The following is a 17,662-nucleotide window of genomic DNA, read 5'->3' as shown; positions in this document are numbered from 1 at the left end:
TGCTTATCCTTTATTTTCGATAGTAAGCGCGTCGGCAACGAGCGCTTGTTGTTCTTTAGTATGTACTGACATATAACCACATGCTGGTGATGCTGAAGCCTTACGACCCGCATACGTTAGTTTAGCGTTTTGTGGAATAGCATCTTTGAAGTGATGTTGCGAGCAATACCATGCACCTTGGTTTTGCGGCTCTTCTTGACACCATACAAAATCAGTTACGTGCTGGTAACGCTCTATAATAGTTTTCATTTCGTCGTGTGGGAACGGGTAAAGCTGCTCTACACGTACGATAGCAATATTATCTTGTTCAAGCTTGCGGCGCTCTTGTAATAGTTCATAGTAAACTTTACCACTACAAAAAATAACGCGCTCTACTTTCTCAGGGTTAATATCATCAATTTCGTCAATCACATTATGAAAAACACCTGCAGAGAGTTCTTCTAGCGAAGACACTGCTAACGGATGGCGTAGTAATGACTTAGGCGTCATAACAATCAGTGGACGACGCAATGGTCTAACTGATTGACGACGAAGCATTGCATATACTTGCGCTGGCGTTGAAGGTACACATACTTGCATATTGTGATCAGCACAAAGTTGTAAAAAGCGCTCTAAGCGTGCAGAGCTGTGCTCTGGACCTTGGCCTTCGTAACCATGTGGTAATAAAATAGTAAGGCCGCATAAACGCCCCCACTTTTGCTCACCCGAGCTTAAAAACTGATCAAATACAACTTGTGCGCCGTTTGCAAAGTCACCAAACTGTGCTTCCCAAATAATTAATGACGTTGGCTCTGCGGTTGCGTAACCATATTCAAAAGCAACAACCGCTTCTTCAGAAAGAACTGAATCGAATACTTGGAAAGTACCTTGATCTTTACCAACATGCTCAAGTGGAGTGTAAGTCGCACCATCGGCTTGACTATGTACTACCGCATGGCGATGGAAGAAAGTACCACGACCAGAATCTTGTCCAGTAAAACGAATATCTGTGCCTTCTGCTGCAATAGTTGCATAAGCTAGTGTTTCTGCCATGCCCCAATCAAGCGGCTTTTCGCCAGATGCCATTAGCTTACGATCGTCGTAAATTTTCTTCACGCGCGATTGCGCTTTATGACTCTCTGGGTAGCTAGACACTATGTTGCCAAGCTCTTTTAGTTTTTCAACCGAGACACTTGCATCGTAATCAACACTCCATTCATGGCCAACATACTTTGCCCAATCTGATGAATGTGATGTTTCTGGCTGTATTTCATCAACCACACAATTACCTTCGTCTAAACCATTACGGTAATCATCAACAAGTGCTTTAACCTCATCTTCAGTGAATGAGCCTTCGGCAATTAATTGATCAGCGTAAATTAAACGTGGAACTGGATGCTTTTTAATTTTTTGATACATAACAGGCTGAGTAGCATTAGGCTCATCAGCTTCGTTATGACCATGGCGACGGTAACAAACAAGGTCAATTACAACGTCACGCTTAAATTGGTTTCTGAAATCAAGTGCCAGTTGAGTAACAAATGCCACTGCTTCTGGATCGTCAGAATTAACATGAAATATTGGCGACTGCACCATTTTAGCAATGTCAGTACAGTATGGAGTAGAACGTACATCGTCTTGTTTAGACGTTGTAAAACCAACTTGGTTATTTACTACTATACGAATACTACCGCCACAGCTAAAGGCGTTTGTTTGTGACATGTTAAATGTTTCTTGTACAACACCTTGACCAGCAATTGCTGAGTCGCCATGAATAGTAATTGGCAGTGCTTTAATACCTGAGCTGTCACCTAAGCGGTCTAAACGAGCACGTACTGAGCCCATAACCACTGGATTTACAATTTCAAGATGCGATGGGTTAAACGCAAGTGCCATGTGCACATTGCCACCTTTAGTAGCAAAGTCAGATGAGTAACCCATGTGGTATTTAACATCACCCGAGCTTAACGTGTCTTTGTGTTTACCGGCAAACTCATCAAATAACTCTGATGGATTTTTACCAAGTACGTTCACAAGTACGTTTAAACGGCCGCGGTGAGCCATACCAATAACAGCTTCTTTTTGGCCACTTTCACCAGCGCGGTGAATCAGCTCTTTAAGCATAGGTACTAACGCATCGCCACCTTCAAGTGAGAAGCGCTTAGCACCTGGGAACTTAGCCCCTAAATATTTTTCAAGACCATCGGCTGCGGTTAATCCTTTAAGGATACGTAGCTTTTCGTCTTTATTGAATTTTGGCCTAGACTGAACAGACTCTAAACGCTGTTGTAACCAACGTTTTTCTTCTGTTGATGTGATGTGCATATACTCGGCGCCAATAGAACCACAATACGTGGTTTTTAGTGCTTGGTATAACTCACCTAGAGGCATAGTATCGCGCCCTACAGCAAACGATCCTACATTAAATTCGCGGTCAAAGTCAGCATTGGATAGGTCGTGGTAATCTAGCTCTAAATCTCGTACGCGCTCTCGCTGCCAAATACCTAACGGATCTAAGTTAGCATTTTGGTGTCCACGAAAACGGAAAGCATTAATAAGTTGCAATACTTTAACCTGTTTAAGGTCACCGCCACTGCCCTCTGCTACCACTACTTCTCTATGCTTGTTTTTAGCAAGCGCCGCAAACTGTGCTCGAACTTCTGAATGTTTTACTTCAACATCCACACCATCAACTTTAGGTAATTGTTCAAACACTTCTCGCCATTCTTCTGGCACCGAAGTCGCATCGTCTAAATACGCTTCATAAAGCTCTTCAATATAAGCAACGTTACCGCCGTTTAAATGTGAAGATTCTAGCCATGCCTTCATCACACCTTCGTGCATTTATAAGCCCTTTTCTTTAGCGCAGAAATTAATAGTTATGATAACAGGATGACTAATTAGTATTAGCCATCCTACATTTACTAAGTAATTAAACCGCTCGGTTTAATAACATAGATTTTATTTGTCCAATTGCTTTGGTCGGATTAAGACCTTTAGGACAAACGCTAACACAGTTCATTATACTGTGGCAACGGAACACACTGAAAGCATCGTCTAAGTCAGCTAAACGCTCTTCTGTTGCTGTATCTCGGCTATCAGCCAAGAAACGGTAAGCATGAAGAAGGCCTGCTGGACCAATGAACTTGTCTGGATTCCACCAGAACGAAGGACACGATGTTGAACAACATGCACATAAAATACACTCATAAAGCCCATCTAACTTATCACGTTCTTCGATTGTTTGAAGACGCTCGCCAGCTGCTGGCGTGTCATTAATTAGATACGGTTTAACTTTTTCGTATTGAGTGTAGAACTGACTCATGTCAATAACAAGGTCACGAACCACAGGTAAGCCTGGTAATGGACGCACTACTATTTTACCTTTGCCACCTTTTTGCAGCGTAGATAAAGGAGTGATACATGCCAAACCATTTTTACCATTCATGTTAACACCATCAGATCCACACACACCTTCACGGCATGAACGACGGAAAGATAATGTTGGATCTTGTTCTTTTAAAAGAATAAGTGCATCCAAAACCATCATGTCGTGACCTTCCTCTGTTTGCAAGGTGTATTCTTGCATACGAGGTGCGTTGTCAACATCGGGATTATAACGATAAACTGAAAATTGTACTTGTGCCATCGTCTATCTCCTAGTACACACGTGCTTTAGGTGGGAAAGCTTCACGCGACTTAGGCGCGTAGTTTACGTCACGCTTGCTCATTTCATCCGTTAACGGATTAAATACTGAGTGACATAACCAGTTTTCGTCATCACGATCTGGGAAGTCAAAGCGAGAATGTGCACCACGGCTTTCGGTACGGAAGTTTGCAGCTACTGCAGTTGAGTAAGCTGTTTCCATTAAGTTATCTAGTTCAAGACATTCAATACGCTGCGTGTTGAAGTCTGATGATTTATCATCAAGACGTGCATGTTGCAGACGTTCACGAATTTCTTTAAGTTCTTGCAGACCAGCAGCCATTGAGTCACCTTCACGAAATACCGAGAAGTTAAGTTGCATACATTGCTGTAAGTCTTTTTTGATTTGAACTGGATCTTCACCTTGGCCAGCCGTTGAATTTTCCCAACGATTGTAACGTGCAAGTGATGTTTCTAAATCAGACTCTGATGCCGCTTTAGAAATTTCAACATCATTTAGGTATTTACCTAAGAAGTTACCGGCCGCACGACCAAATACCACTAAATCAAGTAATGAGTTACCACCTAAGCGGTTAGCACCGTGTACTGATACACAGGCAATCTCACCTACCGCAAACAAACCTTCAACGATTGTTTCTTTGCCGTTTGCGTCGATTTGTAGCGCTTGACCATTTACGTTGGTTGGCACGCCACCCATCATGTAATGACATGTAGGAATTACTGGAATTGGTTCTTTTGCAGGGTCAACGTGAGCAAATGTTTTAGCAAGGTCACATACACCAGGAAGACGCAGATTTAGTGTTTCTGCACCTAAGTGATCTAGTTTTAGCTTAAGGTGAGGACCCCAAGGACCATCACAACCACGACCTTCACGGATCTCAGTCATCATTGAACGTGCAACCACATCGCGAGACGCTAAGTCTTTTGCGTTTGGTGCATAACGTTCCATGAAGCGCTCGCCATCTTTATTTAAAAGATAACCACCTTCGCCACGACAACCTTCAGTTACTAGCGTACCCGCGCCAGCAATACCCGTTGGGTGGAACTGCCACATTTCCATATCTTGCATAGAAATACCAGCACGTGTTGCCATACCAACGCCGTCGCCGGTGTTGATGTGCGCATTAGTAGTTGATGCAAAAATACGACCCGCACCACCTGTTGCTAATACTACTGCTTTAGATTTGAAATAAGTGATTTCACCTGTTTCAATTTCAATTGCAGTACAACCTACTACATCACCATTATCGTTTTTAACTAAATCAAGTGCATACCATTCTGAGAATACATTTGTTTTGTTTTTAACATTTTGTTGATAAAGAAGGTGTAATAGTGCGTGACCAGTACGATCGGCAGCTGCCGCAGTACGTGCAGCTTGTTCACCACCAAAGTTTTTCGATTGACCACCGAAAGGACGTTGGTAAACACGGCCATTTTCAAAGCGAGAAAATGGGAGACCCATGTTTTCTAATTCAGTAATAGCTTCTGGGCCTGTTTGACACATATATTCAATAGCGTCTTGGTCACCGATAAAATCGGAGCCCTTAACGGTATCGTACATGTGCCATTCCCAGTTATCTTCGTGCGAGTTACCAAGCGCTACTGTAATACCACCCTGTGCTGATACAGTGTGTGAGCGAGTTGGAAATACTTTAGAGATTAAAGCACACGTTTTGCCAGACTCAGTAATAGCTAAAGCAGCGCGCATACCTGCACCACCGGCACCGATTACTACGGCGTCAAATTCACGAACAGAATATTTCACTTATACACCCCATAATACGATTAGACCAATAGCTACGTAAGCAAAGGCCATTAGGTTTAGTACAAAGCCTAAAACAGCACGAAGCTTAGCGCACTTAACATAGTCTGTTAGAACTTGCCAAAGGCCAATGCGGGTATGAACCATAATGCAAACCAGGGCAATTAAAGTAAACCCTTTCATTGCTAGGTTAGAGAAGAGGCCTGTCCAGGCTTCGAAAGTGACTTCTGGCGTTGCTAAAAAATAGCCGATAATAAAAATCGCATACGCGCTTATTATTAATGCCGTGGTACGTAAAGATACGAAATCTTGTACACCATCACGTTTAAGAGTTGCTTGATTTAAAACCATATCCACACCCCTGCCAATACGGCAAACACAACGCCAAGAGCCATTGCAATTTTAGCGCTGAGGTTACCTGATTCAAGTTCTTCCCAATGTCCCATATCCATAATCATATGGCGAATACCACCAATAAGGTGATAACCCAATACAGACACGGTGCCCCAAGCAATAAATTTGGCAATGAATCCGTTAAACAGACCCTTGACGAATTCAAAACCTTCAGCAGAAGAAAGAGACTCTGACCAAGCCCAAATGACAAACGTTAAAGCAAAAAATAATGCAACACCGGTGACGCGGTGGAAAATTGACGCTTTAGCCGTTGCCGGCATAGATATAGTTGTTAGATCTAGATTTACAGGTCTTTGCTTTTTCACAGTTACTTGCCCATCTTGCCCACAGTGGGGCTCATCTACTTGTTTTTCTAAAACCCACCAAATATTTCTGATGGAACTATCAAAATAAACGTCTCTTTACAAATAAAGTTCACTATAATGCAAAAATTATAATGTAAAAATATGTTTACCTAAATACAATACGGTTAAAAACCTTCGACAGTATATATAGCCGCAGGCCTTTTTACAATTCTTGTTTAGTTAGAGCCATTTGCAAATTAGCCAATGGTATAATATTCAAACCATACCGAATATTTATTATACGTATACGCATAATGCTTATAAAAATTGACTTTATACCCCTCTTTCACGTTAAAATGAGAAGATGTGCTTAAAACAGATTTTAGAGTATAAAATCAGAATAGTTATCTTAATAGGAGATACATAGATGGCGGATAAGAAAGCCACAGTCCATATTGATGGTCTAGATCCAATCGAACTTCCAATTTATCAAGGTACTGCTGGCCAGGATGTAATTGACGTACGTACATTAGGTTCACATGGTCACTTTACTTACGATCCAGGTTTTATGTCGACTGGCTCTTGTGAATCTACAATTACTTATATTGATGGCGGCAAAGGTGTTCTACTTCATCGTGGTTACCCAATTGAGCAGCTTGCTGAAGACTCTAACTATGTAGAGCTATGTTACTTACTATTAAACGGTGAGTTACCTTCAAAAGAGCAGTATGAAGAATTTGCACAACAAATCACTCGCAGTACTATGCTAGATGAAAAAATTGCAACTTTCTTCCAAGGTTTCCGTTTTGATGCACATCCTATGGCAATGCTATGTGGCGTGGTTGGTGCTTTATCATCTTTTTATCATGAAGATCTTGATATTACAGACGCAAGCCAACGCAAAACAAGTGCAATTAAATTAGTAGCTAAGTTACCTACTATTGCAGCTATGGCTTATAAAACAAACATTGGCCAACCATTTGTATACCCACGTAACGATTTAAGCTACGCCGAAAACTTCTTACATATGATGTTCTCTGTACCTGCTGAAGAGTATAAAGTTAACCCTGTAACGGCTAAAGCTATGGATAAAATATTCATGCTTCATGCTGATCATGAACAAAACGCATCAACGTCTACTGTACGTCTTGCAGGTTCATCTGGTGCTAACCCATATGCTTGTATTGCTGCTGGTATCGCATCTCTTTGGGGCCCTGCACACGGCGGCGCTAACGAAGCATGTTTAAACATGTTAGAAGAAATTGGTTCTGTTGATCGCATTGACGAATACGTAGCTAAAGCAAAAGATAAGTCAGACCCGTTCCGTCTTATGGGCTTTGGTCACCGTGTTTACAAAAACTTTGATCCACGTGCAACGGTAATGCGTCAAACGTGTCACGAAGTACTTGCTGAGCTAAATATTCAAGATCCATTGCTTGATATTGCAATGAAGCTTGAGCAAATTGCGCTTGAAGACCCGTACTTTGTTGAGAAGAAACTCTACCCTAACGTAGATTTTTACTCAGGTATTATCTTAAAAGCGATCGGTATTCCAACAAGCATGTTCACTGTAATTTTTGCAATGGCACGTACTGTTGGTTGGATCACTCACTGGGATGAGATGCTATCTCAACCTGGTCATAAGATCAGCCGCCCACGTCAGCTTTACACGGGTTACACACAACGTGACTACAAAGCAACTGACAAGCGTTAATTCGCTGTAATATTGCTTAAGTATTTTAAAAGGTCGCTATTGCGGCCTTTTTTGTTACTCAGCACTTGAGAATTATCTTAAACAGATTACAATTCTCGCCCTAAATTGACTAATTAAATGAGCTTATGTCTGTTTCCACGTTTGATATCACTAAAATACGTAATGATTTCCCTATCCTAAATCAAACGATTAATAGCCAAACTTTAACTTATTTAGACTCTGGGGCAACCACACAAAAGCCACAATGCGTTATTGATACCACGGCACAGTTTTATGCAGCGCAAAACGCGAACGTACATCGTGGACGCCATACCCTCAGTGAGCAGGCTACTTATCGTTATGAGCAAGTACGAGATAAAGCTGCAGAATTTTTTGGTGTTAATAGTAATGAAATTGTATGGACTAAAGGGGCAACTGAAGCTATAAACTTAGTTGCTAATGGCTTAAAAAATCAAATAAAAGCCAGCGATACCATCATTATTACGCCTATTGAGCATCATGCTAATATTGTACCTTGGCAGGTTTTGTCTCAGCAAACTGGTGCTAAGCTTGCTATTTTACCGCTTAACGACGATGCCACCTTTGATATACCTGCATGCTGTGAATTTATAAAGCAGCATAAACCTAAGTTATTGGCCATTAGCCAAGCCTCTAATGCGCTTGGTAATATCACTAATTTAGCGCCGTTGATTGCCAGTGCGAAAGCGGTAGGCGCATTAGTACTGGTTGATGGCGCACAAGGGGCAATGCATTTAAAAGCTAATTTAAGCACACTTAATTGTGATTTTTACGTTTTTTCTGCCCATAAAATGCTGGGGCCAACCGGTTTAGGTGGCTTATATGGCCGCTACGAGCAATTAAATGCCCTCACCCCATACCAAACCGGGGGAGAAATGATCCAAACCGTAACCTTAACGCACAGCACTTATCGCGATGCACCGGCAAAGTTTGAATCGGGGACGCCAAATATTGCCGGCGTATTAGGCTTTGGTGCAGCACTTGAGTATATAAATGCATTAAATCATCCTGCTTTAATTGAATATGAACAAACGCTATTTAATTATGCAGCCAATAGACTACAGCAAATTGATGGCATCACCCTATTTAGTGACCTTAAGCATAATATTGGCACTTTATGTTTTAACTATAAAGATGAGCATCCATACGATTTGGCAACTTTACTTGACGGATATGGGGTTGCACTGCGCAGTGGCCATCATTGCACTCAGCCTTTAATGGCGCATTTAGGGGTCAATGGCACCCTTAGAGCAAGCTTAGCTTTCTATAATAACCATACAGATGTAGATAATTTTATTGATGCACTACAAAAATGCATTGCTCTATTAGACTAATGTTGGATAAGAATATGACAAATACTTTTAATAAAGCAGCCCAAGGGATAAAAAATGCACCTGCATGGCAGCAAAAATACCGAGAAATAATGTTACTTGGTAAAACATTACCAGTACTTGCTGACGTTTTGAAAATAGACAGCGCATTAGTCCCTGGCTGCGAAAGTAAAGTGTGGCTATTTGTGGAGTTTGATTTAACCGAAAATACACTCGTGGTGATAGGTGATTCTGATACCCGTATTGTAAAGGGCTTACTTGCCTTAATATTAGCGCTATACAATGGCCTTACCCCAGAGCAAGTACTGGAGATAAACGCCTATCAAGAGTTTGAAAAACTAGGGTTAATTAGCCACTTAAGTCCATCTAGAGGGAATGGTATTAAAGCCATGGTAGAGACGATTCAAACCATGGCTAAACAAAAAATAAGTTAAATTAACTCAAGATCCGGTTAAATTATAAGCAGCGTTATGCTTGGGAACTAAGTAAACGCTGTTTTTTATCTAAATATTTACGAACGGCTTTTGCAGCTACAAAAAAGCCAAAGCTGCCAGTGATCATAGTCACTGAGCCAAAGCCATTATTACAATCCATATTCATACTACCATCGGCATTTTGCTTAGCATGGCAAACACTGCCATCACTGCCTGGGTATACCAGCTGCTCTGTTGAATATACACAATCAATATTAAACTTACGCTTAGGGTTATTACTAAAATTATATTGCTTGCGTAAAATATAACGCACTTTAGCTAAGAGTGGATCTTGGGTAGTTTTAGCCACATCGCCAAACGTAATTTGCCCCGGATCAGTTTGCCCACCTGCGCCGCCGGTAGTAATTACAGCTAGTTTATTGCGTTTACAATGCGCAATTAATGCCGCTTTTTCTTTCACTGCGTCAATACAATCAATAACATAATCAAAGCCCTGAATATGCTCATGAATGTTATCTAAAGTAATAAAGTCATCAATCACCTGCACTTCACATTGTGGGTTAATTAACTCACAACGCGCTTTCATCGCCTCCACTTTAGCTTGGCCAATGGTGCCGGTAAGTGCGTGTATTTGTCTATTTACATTAGTGGCACAAATATCATCTAAATCTATTAGGGTTAATTTGCCAACCCCAGTGCGCGTCAATGCTTCTGCGGCCCAACTACCAACACCACCAATGCCAACAACACAAAAATGTGCCTGCTGTAACCAGTCAAACTGTTGTTGTCCGTATAAACGTTTGATCCCGCCAAAACGTATGTCTGTTACTTTTTCAGTCATTTACCAATCCAGTTGCCATGGTGTTTTCCATGCTTGAAAATCTTGATGTTTAATTAATTGTGTAAACTCATCCCCATTATCGGGTAAAAGAGTAAATTGTATTTGCTGCTCATTCCATAAGAAATCAAGCGCAAATGCATGCAAGTAAGTACGTGCGCTATGCGCACCTGCATAAGAGGTATCACCTAATATAGGTGCGCCTATACTTTTTAGCGCTACTCTTAATTGGTGCGTTTTACCTGAGTAAGGTTTTAAAATATATCCCCTAAAACCGGGTTTATAACTTACAGAATAAAAACGACTAATAGCAGGATTAGCTGTTGTTGTAAGTAACTTAAAAGTACCACGGCGTGATTTTGCCATATCGCCTTTTATCCAACCCTGCTTTTTTTTAGGCTTGGCGTCGCTAATAGCCAAGTAAAACTTATTAATTGTGTGCTCAGTAAACATTTGCGTAAATTTAGCGGCGGCGAGTTTATTGCGCGCTAAAATAAGCAAGCCTGAGGTCACTTTATCGAGGCGGTGTACTGCAAAGAGTTTTTCATTTAATTGCTGCTCTGCTAATACCACAAAACCTGCGGCGTCTTCTGAATGAAAATTCAGCCCTGCAGGTTTTGCTAAAATATAAAAGTCGCTATGACTATGCACAACTTTTAAATAGGCTTTATTCGTAATGCTCACGCGTGTTTACTTTGCAAATAGCTAATTACTTTAGCTAAATCTTCTGGCGTATCGACACCCGCTTTTGGAGTAATATGCGCTTGCTCTATTTTAATATTGTAGCCATGGTAAAGCACACGTAATTGTTCTAGTGATTCTAGCTGCTCTAGCGGCGACACACTTAGCTCAATATATTGCTTAATAAAACCAGCTCGGTAGGCATAAATACCCACATGGCGTTGAAACGGCGTTAAATCCAGCGTGCTCTGCTCGCCCATCATGGCGCTACGATCAAACGGAATACTGGCACGCGAAAAATACAATGCATTTTTATTAATATCGCTAACGACTTTAACTGCATTAGGATTAAAAACGTCTTCTTGCTCTTCTATCGCTACACTTAAAGTGGCCATAGGTGCAGTTGATTCATTTAATAACGTGGCAACTTGAGATACATTTTCTGGTGCCAATAATGGCTCATCACCTTGCACATTAACTACAATAGTGTTGTTATCAAGCTTAAGTAAATCAACAACCTCTGCTAAACGTTCCGTTCCTGACTGATGATCTTCACGCGTCATTAATACATCACTTGTGAAGGTACTCACAGCATCAAATACTTTTTGATGATCGGTCGCAATAACAACTTTACTCGCACCCGATAAACAGGCTTTTTCGTAAACATGCTGGATCATTGGCTTACCACAAATATCGGCTAGTGGTTTGCCTGGTAAACGGCTAGAAGCGTAACGCGCAGGAATAACAACTACGAATTCCACTTTTGTACCTCATCAAGTGACAATTCACGCGCTTCATTTTCAAGCAATACTGGAATGTCATCGATAACCGGATACGCCAACTTAGCGGCTGTACTTATTAGTTCGCTGTTTTCTTTATCAAAACGTAATTTACCCTTACATACTGGGCAGGCGATAATTTCGAGTAATTTTGTATCAAAGGCCATTGAGGATCCCTTTATCTTTTAATAATGAATTTAATTTGTTTATAACGCTATCGGTAGGTTGAGCATCCACTGGTAAGTAATACCAATTTTGTTTTGCAAAAGCACTACACTTTACAGCATCTTTTTCGGTCATTAACACATTTTCATCACCAAACTGAGTAAAATCATCAGCAGTGTATGCATAATGGTCTCGATAATGATGGGTTGATACTAAGGTAATGCCTTGTGCTTGTAATGACTGCTCAAAACGCAGCGGATTACCAATAGCACTCACAGCGTGGGCTGTTAATATAGGCTCTGTTAGCGTACGATTATTGAGCACAGATTTTAAAGCTGCAGGCTGCAAATTATAACGTTGTGGGTTGTTGCCGCCATTTTCTATCACTAAATCAACGCTCTTTAAACGCTTTTTAGTTTCGCGAAGCGGGCCTGCTGGCATTAACAAACCGTTGCCAAATTGACGTGCACTATCAACAATACAGCATTCAATACTACGTGCCATTTTATAATGTTGCATGCCATCGTCAGATATAATTACATCAATAGCAGAGGTTTGTTCAAGTAATTCTATATTTTGTTGTCTGTTTGGGCCAACCACTATGGGGCACTGCAAACGATGATATAAAAGTATCGGTTCATCGCCCGCCTCAAGCGTAGTACTGTTATGATCAACAAGCAATGGATATTGCTTAGCATGCCCGCCGTAGCCTCGGCTAATAATACCTACAGATAAACCTTGCTGAGTTAAATGAGCGTGTAGCCACAGTACAAATGGCGTTTTACCATTGCCGCCAACACTAATATTACCCACTACAATTACAGGTGTTTTGCTACTAAATTGCGTTAATATACCGCATGTATAAAGCCATTTACGTAATGTTGATATTAGCCAAAACAGTGCAGCTAAAGGCAGTAATAATATAGTAATTAAACTGACAGGCTGATACCAGCTTTGTTCAATTTTGCTCACCCTTGCTCACCAAATTGCATTTTGCATAATGCTGAATAAGTGCCATTATTTGCCAGTAAACTTAAATGATCGCCACTTTCAATAACACTGCCATTATCTATAACATAAATTCGGTCGCTATTTTCTATCGTCGATAAGCGATGCGCAATTACAATCGAGGTTTTGTCTTTCATTAATGCCTCGAGTGCTTGCTGAATTAGTTTTTCTGATTCAGTATCGAGCGCAGATGTTGCTTCATCAAGGATTAAAATAGGCGCATCTTTTAATATTGCACGAGCAATAGCAATACGTTGGCGTTGACCACCAGAGAGCATTACCCCATTTTCGCCAACCATAGTATTTAGCTGCTCTGGTAAGTCTTTTACAAACTCCCATACATGTGCTTGCTTGGCTACTTTTTCCAGTTCTTGCTGCGATATTTCACGCTGTAAACCGTAACAAATATTATTGGCAATGGAGTCGTTAAATAACACCACTTGTTGCGACACTAGCGCAAACTGACGACGTAAATCGGTTAGCTTATAATCATGCAGTGCAATGCCATCGAGTAAAATTTCACTAGGCGCTTCTAAATCATAATAACGTGGCAATAGGTTAGAAATAGTAGATTTACCTGAGCCCGAACGCCCAACTAAAGCAATGCTTTCACCCGCTTTAATCGTTAACGATAAATTGTTTAATACCGGCTCATCTTTAGTTGGGTATTTAAAGGTGACATTTTTAACTTCAATCAAGCCTTTTACTTTATCTACGCTTACAGTACCTGTGTCTTTTTCTACTTCCTCGTCGAGTATTAAAAACACACTTTGCGCGGCTGAAACTCCTCGCTGCATATCACTGTTTACATTAGCTAGCTGTTTAAGCGGGCGAAGTAACATCATCATTGATGAAATTAATACTACAAAGTCGCCTGAGCTTATGGTGTCAATCATCGAAGGCATTGACACAACCCATAAAATAACCGCCATAGCGCTGGCAGCCAATACTTGAATGATTGATACACTCAAGGCTTTAGTTGCGTCCATTTTAATTCGTTGCTGACGATTATGATTATTTACTTTTGAAAACTGATCTATTTCTTGATTTTGACCACCAAAACCATGGATCACTTTATGACCGCTTAGCATTTGCTCTGAGCTACGAGTAACTTGCCCCATAGCTGATTGAATACTTTTAGAAATGTGTCTAAAGCGCTTTGACACAACAGTGACTATGACAGCAACTAAAGGAATAATAACTAAAAATATCAGCGATAATTGCCAACTGGTATAAAACATAACTGCGAGTAAAAACACCACAAAAGCGCCTTCACGCACTACAATTAATAATGCCTTGGTAATAGCTTGTTGTACTTGTTCGGTATCAAAGGTTATTTTGGAAATAAGATCGCCGGTGGAATTTTTATCATGAAACGATACCGGTAAATGTAGAATATGTTCAAACAACTCTTGGCGCAGCGAGCGTACAACTTGTGAGCCTACATAACTCAAACAATAAGACGACATAAAGTTAAATACACCACGCCCTATTACCAAAGCAATAACTACAAATGGTGCATATTTTAATACATCAGCATTGCGCTCATTAAGACCTTCGTCAATAAACGGCTTCATAAGCTGAATAAATAAAGCATCCATACCTGAATACCCTATCATGCCAATAATAGCGACGATGGCGACTGTTCTGTACGCACCAACGTAAGAAATAAGACGTTTATAAATTTGTGTAGTACTTTGATCCATAACACTCTCTTTATACAGTTACAGCCCCTATTGTATCCTCAGGGAGGCTAAAACAAAACGTCAATCTTTAATAAACCAATAACTTTCACGCTCTCTGGCCGTTTCAACATGCAGATTAGTACTATAAAATTTAATTCTAATTTGTCCTTGCTGCCCAGTAATATATTGCGCAGCGCCAATTTTGTTAAACCGCGCAACCACTTCATCATTAGGAAAATGCCATTGCCCTTTGTAAGCACTCGAATGCACCACAACTTTAGGGTTAACAGCCGCAATAAACTCACTACTTGATGAAGTACCACTACCATGATGCGGGCTTATTAATACATTGCTTGCTAAATTATATCCTGCGGCAATTAGTGCGTGCTCTCGTTGCTTAGAAATATCACCAGTAAAAAGTACACTGTGTTGCGCGCTACTAATTTTAACTACGCAGGAGTCATCGTTGTTATTGTTAAAAGTAATTGAACTAAACGTTTGTATTTTAAGCCCATAAAAATCCATAGTCATGGTTTTACATAAACTCGGTATACCATTTGGATGAAAAGCACTAAGAGTCGATTCAAAGCCTGCCTCAATAAAATGTTTAACTCCTCCTGCATGGTCGTTATCTTGATGGCTTAAAATAGCGGTCGCAACATTCAGGTTATTAGCTTTTATATACGGCAGTAAAATACTACGTGTACGGCTAAAGCGGTTAAAATAACTAGGGCCAAAATCATAAATTAATGCATTGTTATCTTTTTCTAACAACACCATCAAACCATGGCCAACATCAAATATGTTTACTTGCCAATCACTTTTGGAAGTAAAGTAACTATCAACCAGCAATACACTTAACGGGATACAAGCAAGCCATTTAAATTTCACTAAATACAGTAGTAGCATGGTTACATAACTAAACATTACTATATCTAAAGTAATTGTTCCTACATTAAACCAACGCCAGCCTGGCGGTATTGCCATTAATTGTTGATACAAAAAATACAATACGGGGTCAAATAACGACACTATCAGGCTCATATCAATAACACTGCTCAATATCGCAACCACTAATAATAATGGCATAATGATAAAGGCGAGCAACGGAATAGCGATTAAGTTCAAGACTAACCCTGCCAAACTCACACCATTAAAAAAGTATAAAGACAAAGGCAATAAGCCTATAAATAGTGCCCCTTGTATAGCACATAACATGCCTACTTTAGCGATAACAGAGGCTCCCTTAAAGGGTACTTTTGTAATAACAATAAAGATGATAACCACAGCTAAAAATGAAAAATACAAACCAGGATTTAATACATTAAAAGGGTTAATCATTAAAACTAAAACCAAGGCGTATAAAATACTGCGCCAACGTAGCGATTGTTTAGCTAGGTAATACAATAATAAGTAGCACCCTAACATTATTAAAGCCCGGGTCGCAGAAACAATAAAATCGCTTAAATATACATAAACAAAAGCCGCTATAAAGCCCATTAAGCTATAACAAGTTGCAAGGTTAATTGTTTGTTTTATTCTAATTCTGGCGTGGCTTACAAGTGAGCGTGTTACAAAAAAAGCAAAGCCAAATACTAACGAAATATGCAACCCAGAAATTGCCAGTAAATGGCTTAACCCCAGCGTTTGCATGGTCAGCTTTTGTTCAAAGTTCATTAAGGACTTGTCGCCCGTCAGCAGCGTATAATAAAGCCAGTTAAGCTTAGACTCTTTAAATATGTGTTTAATATAGTGGCGATAAGCTATAACGTGTTGGTTTCTTTTTGTATCAGTAATAATTAAATTTTTATTGAGTACTTTGCCTTTAAAAAATATTTTTTGTGTAAATGCATAAAGTTGATTGTCAAAAACAGTAAAATTTTTTGTGCTTCTAAAGTTTTTTAAATGTGCGTGAGCACTGAAGGTTGCGCCTACTTCTAATATTTGCGCTGAATCAACACTTAACATAGCACTGGGGGCAGTAAAATAAGCGTAATCTTGCTCATCAAGCTTAATAATTTTTGCTTTTATATATTGCGGAGCATTAGCTGATACAACGTCTTCAACAACTAACTTTACTGAATATGCATACTTTTCACCCTGCGCTGGTAGCTCAAACGAGTAAAAAAGTGTGAAATGCACTAAGATAGCAAAAATAGCGCAAATAAAGCCTAACAAAACATTTGAAAACGGCTTAAAATAAGCGCTCGCAATTAGGATTGAAATTGTGATGAGTATAAATTCGAGGGTTTGAAAATAAAATACGGTTGCAATACTTCCGCACACAAATCCAAGACTAATCCACATTGATGTAAATGGTTGCTTTAAATGGCTAAAAAAACGATCCAACGATTTTTACCCGATCCAAATAAAATTAGGCATCACAAATCACTTAAAATATTTGGCCGTTTGTTACAAGACGCGAACCTTTGGCATTTAAATAGACGCTCTGCGCGTGGTGCATTTGCTGTCGGGTTATTTTTTGCGTTCATCCCTGTTCCTTTTCAAATGGTCCTAGCTGCAGCAACCGCTATAGTGTTTAGGGTAAACCTGCCCATTTCAGTGGCCTTAGTGTGGATAACTAACCCCGTTACCATGCCACCTATTTTTTACTGCTCTTACCTTATTGGCACCCTAGTACTAAACCAGCCAGAACAACATTTTTCCTTTGAAGCAAGCTGGCCTTGGTTTATCGAAAGCTTAACGACTATTGGTCCAGCATTTTTAGTTGGCTCCTTGGTGTCGGCATCAGTTGCCGCGATTATCGGCTATTTTGGAATAGATATTGTTTGGCGGCGTTCAGTTAGAAAAGCATGGTTAATACGTAACAAGTAGCCAATAGTTATAATGACTATAGACAAAAAAAGCCCAACTTAACAAGTTTGGGCTTTTTTAGTTTCTCA

Annotated in this window: 16 protein-coding genes; 4 read left to right on the top strand and 12 right to left on the bottom strand. The window is 40.1% G+C overall.

Annotation, left to right across the window (positions count from 1 at the left end; genetic code table 11):
- Window positions 1–3: 3 nt before the first annotated feature.
- The 5 genes from sucA to sdhC all read right to left on the bottom strand — a co-directional run bounded on the left by sucA (window position 4) and on the right by sdhC (window position 6,127).
- Window positions 4–2,823: a 2-oxoglutarate dehydrogenase E1 component gene (gene sucA, locus AAEY55_RS03705; RefSeq protein ID WP_011328325.1), complete on the bottom strand. Its 2,820-nt coding sequence runs from the start codon at window positions 2,821–2,823 to the stop codon at window positions 4–6.
- Between the two features lie 88 nt (window positions 2,824–2,911).
- Complete coding sequence (locus AAEY55_RS03700) at window positions 2,912–3,628, bottom strand: succinate dehydrogenase iron-sulfur subunit (protein WP_011328326.1); 717 nt, start codon at window positions 3,626–3,628, stop codon at window positions 2,912–2,914.
- Between the two features lie 10 nt (window positions 3,629–3,638).
- A complete protein-coding gene (gene sdhA / locus AAEY55_RS03695) occupies window positions 3,639–5,411 on the bottom strand; it encodes a succinate dehydrogenase flavoprotein subunit (protein ID WP_011328327.1) in 1,773 nt (590 codons plus the stop codon).
- Window positions 5,412–5,759 carry a succinate dehydrogenase, hydrophobic membrane anchor protein gene (sdhD, locus tag AAEY55_RS03690; protein ID WP_011328328.1) on the bottom strand — a complete coding sequence of 116 codons (348 nt, stop codon included), beginning with the start codon at window positions 5,757–5,759 and terminating at the stop codon, window positions 5,412–5,414.
- Window positions 5,750–6,127 carry a succinate dehydrogenase, cytochrome b556 subunit gene (sdhC, locus tag AAEY55_RS03685; protein ID WP_011328329.1) on the bottom strand — a complete coding sequence of 126 codons (378 nt, stop codon included), beginning with the start codon at window positions 6,125–6,127 and terminating at the stop codon, window positions 5,750–5,752. Before sdhC ends, sdhD begins: the two co-directional genes overlap by 10 nt.
- A 406-nt stretch (window positions 6,128–6,533) precedes the next feature.
- On the opposite strand from sdhC, the gene AAEY55_RS03680 reads away from it, so the two are divergent.
- The 3 genes from AAEY55_RS03680 to AAEY55_RS03670 all read left to right on the top strand — a co-directional run bounded on the left by AAEY55_RS03680 (window position 6,534) and on the right by AAEY55_RS03670 (window position 9,603).
- On the top strand, window positions 6,534–7,820 hold the full coding sequence (locus tag AAEY55_RS03680) for a citrate synthase (protein ID WP_011328331.1): 1,287 nt from the start codon (window positions 6,534–6,536) through the stop codon (window positions 7,818–7,820).
- A gap of 125 nt (window positions 7,821–7,945) precedes the next feature.
- Complete coding sequence (locus tag AAEY55_RS03675) at window positions 7,946–9,172, top strand: SufS family cysteine desulfurase (protein ID WP_350550098.1); 1,227 nt, start codon at window positions 7,946–7,948, stop codon at window positions 9,170–9,172.
- A 14-nt stretch (window positions 9,173–9,186) separates the two neighbouring features.
- The gene (locus AAEY55_RS03670) at window positions 9,187–9,603 is read left to right on the top strand and encodes a SufE family protein (RefSeq protein WP_011328333.1); all 417 of its coding nucleotides are present in this window, start codon (window positions 9,187–9,189) and stop codon (window positions 9,601–9,603) included.
- A gap of 34 nt (window positions 9,604–9,637) precedes the next feature.
- Here the strand turns inward: AAEY55_RS03670 and tcdA are convergent, their stop codons facing one another.
- From tcdA to AAEY55_RS03635, 7 genes are read right to left on the bottom strand one after another with little or no spacing between them, the layout of a single operon-like run.
- Window positions 9,638–10,444, bottom strand: a complete 807-nt coding sequence (tcdA, locus tag AAEY55_RS03665) for a tRNA cyclic N6-threonylcarbamoyladenosine(37) synthase TcdA (RefSeq protein ID WP_306287998.1) — start codon at window positions 10,442–10,444, stop codon at window positions 9,638–9,640.
- A complete protein-coding gene (locus tag AAEY55_RS03660; protein WP_011328335.1) occupies window positions 10,445–11,125 on the bottom strand; it encodes a TIGR01621 family pseudouridine synthase in 681 nt (226 codons plus the stop codon). It abuts the gene before it with no gap.
- Window positions 11,122–11,883: a 3-deoxy-manno-octulosonate cytidylyltransferase gene (gene kdsB / locus AAEY55_RS03655; RefSeq protein WP_306287997.1), complete on the bottom strand. Its 762-nt coding sequence runs from the start codon at window positions 11,881–11,883 to the stop codon at window positions 11,122–11,124. Before kdsB ends, AAEY55_RS03660 begins: the two co-directional genes overlap by 4 nt.
- Window positions 11,871–12,068: a Trm112 family protein gene (locus tag AAEY55_RS03650; RefSeq protein WP_011328337.1), complete on the bottom strand. Its 198-nt coding sequence runs from the start codon at window positions 12,066–12,068 to the stop codon at window positions 11,871–11,873. The genes kdsB and AAEY55_RS03650 overlap by 13 nt, the downstream gene beginning before the upstream one ends.
- The gene (lpxK, locus tag AAEY55_RS03645; RefSeq protein ID WP_350550094.1) at window positions 12,058–13,038 is read right to left on the bottom strand and encodes a tetraacyldisaccharide 4'-kinase; all 981 of its coding nucleotides are present in this window, start codon (window positions 13,036–13,038) and stop codon (window positions 12,058–12,060) included. Before lpxK ends, AAEY55_RS03650 begins: the two co-directional genes overlap by 11 nt.
- Window positions 13,035–14,780 carry a lipid A export permease/ATP-binding protein MsbA gene (gene msbA / locus AAEY55_RS03640; protein ID WP_011328339.1) on the bottom strand — a complete coding sequence of 582 codons (1,746 nt, stop codon included), beginning with the start codon at window positions 14,778–14,780 and terminating at the stop codon, window positions 13,035–13,037. The genes lpxK and msbA overlap by 4 nt, the downstream gene beginning before the upstream one ends.
- 60 nt (window positions 14,781–14,840) lie before the next feature.
- Window positions 14,841–17,108, bottom strand: a complete 2,268-nt coding sequence (locus AAEY55_RS03635; protein WP_192531495.1) for a DNA internalization-related competence protein ComEC/Rec2 — start codon at window positions 17,106–17,108, stop codon at window positions 14,841–14,843.
- On the opposite strand from AAEY55_RS03635, the gene AAEY55_RS03630 reads away from it, so the two are divergent.
- Window positions 17,088–17,594 (top strand): DUF2062 domain-containing protein, encoded by a 507-nt coding sequence (locus AAEY55_RS03630; RefSeq protein WP_011328341.1) that lies wholly within the window; start codon window positions 17,088–17,090, stop codon window positions 17,592–17,594. The two genes, AAEY55_RS03635 and AAEY55_RS03630, sit on opposite strands and share 21 nt — an antisense overlap.
- Window positions 17,595–17,662: the final 68 nt, after the last annotated feature.

Origin of the sequence: Pseudoalteromonas sp. 120-MNA-CIBAN-0494, from assembly GCF_040308885.1 — a bacterium.
GTDB lineage: Bacteria > Pseudomonadota > Gammaproteobacteria > Enterobacterales > Alteromonadaceae > Pseudoalteromonas > Pseudoalteromonas nigrifaciens.
This window is presented reverse-complemented; position numbering and strand designations above follow the sequence as displayed.

Excerpts from the sequence above, each read along its gene's own strand:
- sucA (WP_011328325.1), bottom strand. The coding sequence starts at position 2,823 with ATGCACGAAGGTGTGATGAAGGCATGGCTAGAATCTTCACATTTAAAC.
- AAEY55_RS03700 (WP_011328326.1), bottom strand. The coding sequence starts at position 3,628 with ATGGCACAAGTACAATTTTCAGTTTATCGTTATAATCCCGATGTTGAC.
- sdhD (WP_011328328.1), bottom strand. The coding sequence starts at position 5,759 with ATGGTTTTAAATCAAGCAACTCTTAAACGTGATGGTGTACAAGATTTC.
- AAEY55_RS03680 (WP_011328331.1), top strand. The coding sequence starts at position 6,534 with ATGGCGGATAAGAAAGCCACAGTCCATATTGATGGTCTAGATCCAATC.
- AAEY55_RS03675 (WP_350550098.1), top strand. The coding sequence starts at position 7,946 with ATGTCTGTTTCCACGTTTGATATCACTAAAATACGTAATGATTTCCCT.
- AAEY55_RS03670 (WP_011328333.1), top strand. The coding sequence starts at position 9,187 with ATGACAAATACTTTTAATAAAGCAGCCCAAGGGATAAAAAATGCACCT.
- tcdA (WP_306287998.1), bottom strand. The coding sequence starts at position 10,444 with ATGACTGAAAAAGTAACAGACATACGTTTTGGCGGGATCAAACGTTTA.
- AAEY55_RS03650 (WP_011328337.1), bottom strand. The coding sequence starts at position 12,068 with ATGGCCTTTGATACAAAATTACTCGAAATTATCGCCTGCCCAGTATGT.
- msbA (WP_011328339.1), bottom strand. The coding sequence starts at position 14,780 with ATGGATCAAAGTACTACACAAATTTATAAACGTCTTATTTCTTACGTT.
- AAEY55_RS03630 (WP_011328341.1), top strand. The coding sequence starts at position 17,088 with ATGGCTAAAAAAACGATCCAACGATTTTTACCCGATCCAAATAAAATT.